Genomic DNA, 4065 nt, shown 5'->3' on the forward strand with positions numbered 1-4065 from the left:
GTGATGGAAGAGGTGATTATCTATAATACGCACCTGATGCGTACCAAACTCGCTGCAGCAAGTTCGGCCAAAGAAGAAGTTCTTGCATTAATTACTTGTGAGATCGAAGCCATCACGGGTGTTACCGGGGATGCGATGTCTGTTCTAGTCTATGAATGGCGTAGCCTAAACGAAGGAAACCAAAGAGATATTCTTAAGCTTAGAGATGAATATGAGCAGCTATGGTTAGGTGCTTTAGATAAAGCTAAAGCAGAGGGGCAGATTAAGGCGGATACTTTTATTTTACGTCGTTTCTTAACTGGAGCATTAAGCTGGACGACTACCTGGTATAAGCGGGATGGAGAAATATCAATTGAAGATTTGGCTGAACAAGCACTGCTCTTGGCGATTAAGTAAGTAGAGGTGTAAAGTATAGCGTTACTTATTGAGAGCTGGTTTATTCGGCCAACATTAATGGCCAGCTACCAATGTTTGCCGGAAGGTTGCTGCCTCTAATGCAGAGGCAGCAAATCATGCTTAAACTCTTCTACGAGTAAAGCCAAGGCCTGCTAGTCCAAGACCAAGCAAAGCAAGAGTACCTGGCTCGGCTACTGACACAGAGTCGGCAGTATCACCACTGATACCCCAAGCATTAAGAGTACCTGTGTCGCCAGCTAATCTATCGAAGATGGTAAGTTGCCATACAGTGCTGAGTGACTCGCCATCAAATGCTGAAAGCAATTCAGTGCCCTGGAAGGTTCCTGGGCCAAAAGGCGCTGCGACAGTGCTTATATGAGTTCCTGCTTCGTCATCAAAAGTGACTTGAGCTAGGTTATCACCTGAGCCACCATACTGGTCGAATAGCTGCACTTCGGTACCTGTAAAAGTGTTTGTGATAAAGATATCTAGGTCTTGCATCCAAGTGTGTTCAATATCAATGTAAACATTTAGGTCTGCGATGGTTCCAGAGGCGCCAACTGTATTAAAGATAAAGCTGTAGGTGTTACCTGCTGTTCCGTCTTGAGGGATTCTTTCTGGAACGTCTATCGCGTCATAGCTAAATGGTACAGCGAATGCTGCTGATGAGCCGCATAGCATTGTAGCGACTAATGCTGGTTTTAGTTTTTTCATGTGTAAACTCCCTTAGAATAATTTTAGTGCGTTCTTGCACTCACTGAAGTAAGCGGGAATTATGCCGTTATTTATATATTCTATTAATGCTTGGTTGTTATAGTTTGTGCTTATAGATCGTTGATCTTTATGTGTAAAAAAAACTGACATGAGATGTTTTGTTTTTGTGGCTGCTATGACCCAGAAAATATTGCATCGCTTCTTGCTAACACCGGAGAGACTAGCTAAATGGTTTGCATGAGGGGCTTCTATGCTAGGTGTTGCTTAGGTTATGCGAGTGCTTGTAAGGCATTGAGCGGTTTACCCTGTAGGTTTAAACTGTTAGTCCAATTTCCTTCTTCAATGATTCCATAGCTCTAACTACCTGAGCATTTTCTTCCTGTATCGTAATAAACTCATCATCGTTAGATGAATCTTTTACATGGCTATGAACAATAGCGTCTTTATTTACGGGCTTTTCTTGTAACGGCGCATCAAAAAAGAAGTCATCGATATAATCATTTAGTAAATCTTTTTTGGCGATAGGTTTCGTTGCTTCATTCGAACTTAGGCTTTCATTTTCTACTGAAAATAATACTTCAGGTTCGGGAAGCGTTTTTAGAAAAGACTTTGGCTTGGATGCCTTGCCTGGCGCGGCAACTGTTCTTGAGTGCTTAGTTTGCTGGACGGAATCAGGGGTACTGGTTGCTGCTAGAGAGTTGTGACTGTAAGCCTCTTTGTATAAAGATCTAATCTTTAGAAACTTGATGCCGATTAATAATACAACTAGCGCTTCAAGGGTATGGATAATGGTGATAATCACAGTCAGCTCACTAAAGATAAAGTTTAGCCACGTCATTCGTTGTGGCAGAAAATGCTATGATTCTTACCTTAGTTCCTTTAAGAGCTCCCTTAAGAAATGCTTCCCTAGTAGCAGTATTTATAGCACTTATATTAACGTTATCTTTAACTGTCGTATAGTTTAATTTTGAGACCAGTTTGCCAAAAACAACTAGTGAACGCTATTGACAGCTTATCGCCGGGCTTGCGGTTCAATATAGGTAGTGTTGTTGAGAGTTAATGCACTCATTGGGTGCCTGGGATATACTGCAAGCAGTTTAAGAATATTACTTACCTTCAATAAGAGGCCTTATGTCGGAACAAGAAAATACTTCACAAATGCTGGTCGATATAAGTGGTGATCTACTCTATTCAGCGGGCAGTGCGAGTGAATTACAGTCACGTCTAGATATGCTTGTTGTTGCCTGGAATATGTCCTTGCTTTCTCGCGCTGATAGAGCGCTGAAAATGAAGCGTTTTATACGTAAACAGAAAGGCGCAGCCCCAAGTAAGGATGCATTAAAAAGCTTAGAGGGCGAGATAAAAAAGATTGTTAAGCGCAAGCTGGATTTGTATCCAGGCCTAGACACCGAGTTAGTGAGAGCCGAGGCGCTTATTCAGTCCCAGGATAGTTTTGAAATTAAAGTCTACTTCAAAGACAAGGAAGAAGAAGCGAAGCAAGAACAAGCAAAATATACGATTACTCGCTTAAATGAAGAAATGGCAACTCGAGAGCTCAGCGATCTAAGTAAGCTAGGAATCAAGTAAATATTTTAATGCCCAGTTGGAAGCAACCACATGCCCTGCTCAGGTTTAAGTGGGCTTCCTTTTTGCATTAGTTTGAAAGGTAGAGACTTGCTCCGCCCCTTGTCATTTTTACGTATAACAAAATGTAGGTGTGGGCCTGTGGAGTAACCCGTGTTCCCTGAGAGCGCCAAGATTTGACCTGCCTTAACTTTATCCCCAGCTTTCACTCGTATACTGCCCAAGAGTAAATGTGCATACACCGCATAAGTTCCATCATCGTGAAGAACTCTTACGACATTCGCTTTATCAATAAAAAAAGGGCTTGAAACGCCAGCTGAGGCGTAGTCATCTTTTGTCGAAATAACGACTCCACCGCGCGCTGCGCTAATCTGGGTTCCTACTGTCATACCAATATCGATTGCATATAGGCTTGGTTGCGAATTGTGGCTAAAGCGGCCCTTGAAGCTTTGCGTGACTTTCATTGGTTTAAAGTTTTTGAATGGTGGTAAGTAGTGGCTTTGTGTATGACGACTGTCAGGGGAGCCGATTACATAGTAGAAGCGATGTTCGCCAGAAAAAATGCGGGTCGGGCTTTGGTATACCGCTTCTTGTGAATTTTCTGGAATAAGCTTGCTTAGTTTATGCGTGCCAACACTTAAGAATATTTGAATTGGTGCAAAATAGGGGTTGTGAACTATAAAGTCAGTTCCATTGTCACTGTGTGAAAGCACGAGATGAGGTTTAAGCGTTTTCTTAGTTTTGCTGTGGTAGTTTATACTCTCAACTTTTGTTTGCTTGGAAACAGGTTTTTTATCGCTATAGTGCCACTTACCATCACTACCTTGATATTTGTATATCTGGGCGTGTGCGTTATGAACCGAGGACGTAAAGATCAGTGCGAACGTCAGCGCAACGGAACTTAGCTTTAGCATCGTTTTTCTATATCTTTCGCTAATTTCTGGGCCCGTTCCTTCCGTTCTTTTTCAGAGACCTTGACAGCTTGATTATTGTCATCGAGAAAAACAACACGACCTACAATCGTCTGTAAATAAGATCGTGCCCAATTACACCAATCGTCCTTTGTAGGTTGATCCTTTCGTTTACTCTGCCATTGTTCGAGTTTTTGCTGGCGTAATGCGTCCAGATCTTCTGCCTGGCGTTGAAGCTGCTCGGGTGAGCTGAGTTCACTGGTTATATTCATTTTGCTTGTGTCGATCTCGACTTCTTTTGCAGCAGAAGGCGCTCGAGCGTGATCACTGAAATGAACTTGCCCATTGGCGTCAGTCCAGCGAAAAACCTCAGCACTCACATTTGGTAACACCAGTACACAGAGCGTGATAAAAAATAGTAGTTTGGTCTGCACTTAAATACTCCCTTGTCTAGTATGCT

At 42.4% G+C, this 4065-nt stretch carries 6 protein-coding genes; 2 read left to right on the forward strand and 4 right to left on the reverse strand.

The features are described from left to right. On the forward strand, positions 1–396 hold a 396-nt coding region (locus A3756_RS27720; protein WP_197481299.1), incomplete at its 5' end, for a TetR/AcrR family transcriptional regulator. Positions 397–516: 120 nt separating this feature from the next. Here A3756_RS27720 and A3756_RS12880 read toward each other — a convergent pair. Both A3756_RS12880 and A3756_RS12885 read right to left on the reverse strand, forming a co-directional pair. Continuing rightward, positions 517–1110 carry a proprotein convertase P-domain-containing protein gene (locus tag A3756_RS12880; protein ID WP_068510448.1) on the reverse strand — a complete coding sequence of 198 codons (594 nt, stop codon included), beginning with the start codon at positions 1108–1110 and terminating at the stop codon, positions 517–519. Positions 1111–1423: 313 nt separating this feature from the next. Then, on the reverse strand, positions 1424–1948 hold the full coding sequence (locus tag A3756_RS12885) for a hypothetical protein (protein WP_068510450.1): 525 nt from the start codon (positions 1946–1948) through the stop codon (positions 1424–1426). Between the two features lie 293 nt (positions 1949–2241). Here A3756_RS12885 and A3756_RS12890 point away from each other — a divergent pair, with 293 nt between their 5' ends. Beyond that, positions 2242–2697: a hypothetical protein gene (locus A3756_RS12890; RefSeq protein WP_068510452.1), complete on the forward strand. Its 456-nt coding sequence runs from the start codon at positions 2242–2244 to the stop codon at positions 2695–2697. A 5-nt stretch (positions 2698–2702) separates the two neighbouring features. On the opposite strand, the gene A3756_RS29055 is transcribed toward A3756_RS12890, so the two are convergent. Both A3756_RS29055 and A3756_RS12900 read right to left on the reverse strand, forming a co-directional pair. Further along, positions 2703–3608 (reverse strand): peptidoglycan DD-metalloendopeptidase family protein, encoded by a 906-nt coding sequence (locus tag A3756_RS29055; protein ID WP_082865246.1) that lies wholly within the window; start codon positions 3606–3608, stop codon positions 2703–2705. Continuing rightward, on the reverse strand, positions 3602–4039 hold the full coding sequence (locus tag A3756_RS12900) for a DUF4124 domain-containing protein (protein WP_068553637.1): 438 nt from the start codon (positions 4037–4039) through the stop codon (positions 3602–3604). The genes A3756_RS29055 and A3756_RS12900 overlap by 7 nt, the downstream gene beginning before the upstream one ends. Positions 4040–4065 lie beyond the last annotated feature (26 nt).

It is taken from the genome of Oleiphilus sp. HI0086, from assembly GCF_001635225.1.

Coding starts and splice junctions, on each gene's coding strand:
- A3756_RS12890 (WP_068510452.1), top strand. CDS start 2,242: ATGTCGGAACAAGAAAATACTTCACAAATGCTGGTCGATATAAGTGGT.
- A3756_RS12885 (WP_068510450.1), bottom strand. CDS start 1,948: ATGACGTGGCTAAACTTTATCTTTAGTGAGCTGACTGTGATTATCACC.
- A3756_RS29055 (WP_082865246.1), bottom strand. CDS start 3,608: ATGCTAAAGCTAAGTTCCGTTGCGCTGACGTTCGCACTGATCTTTACG.
- A3756_RS12880 (WP_068510448.1), bottom strand. CDS start 1,110: ATGAAAAAACTAAAACCAGCATTAGTCGCTACAATGCTATGCGGCTCA.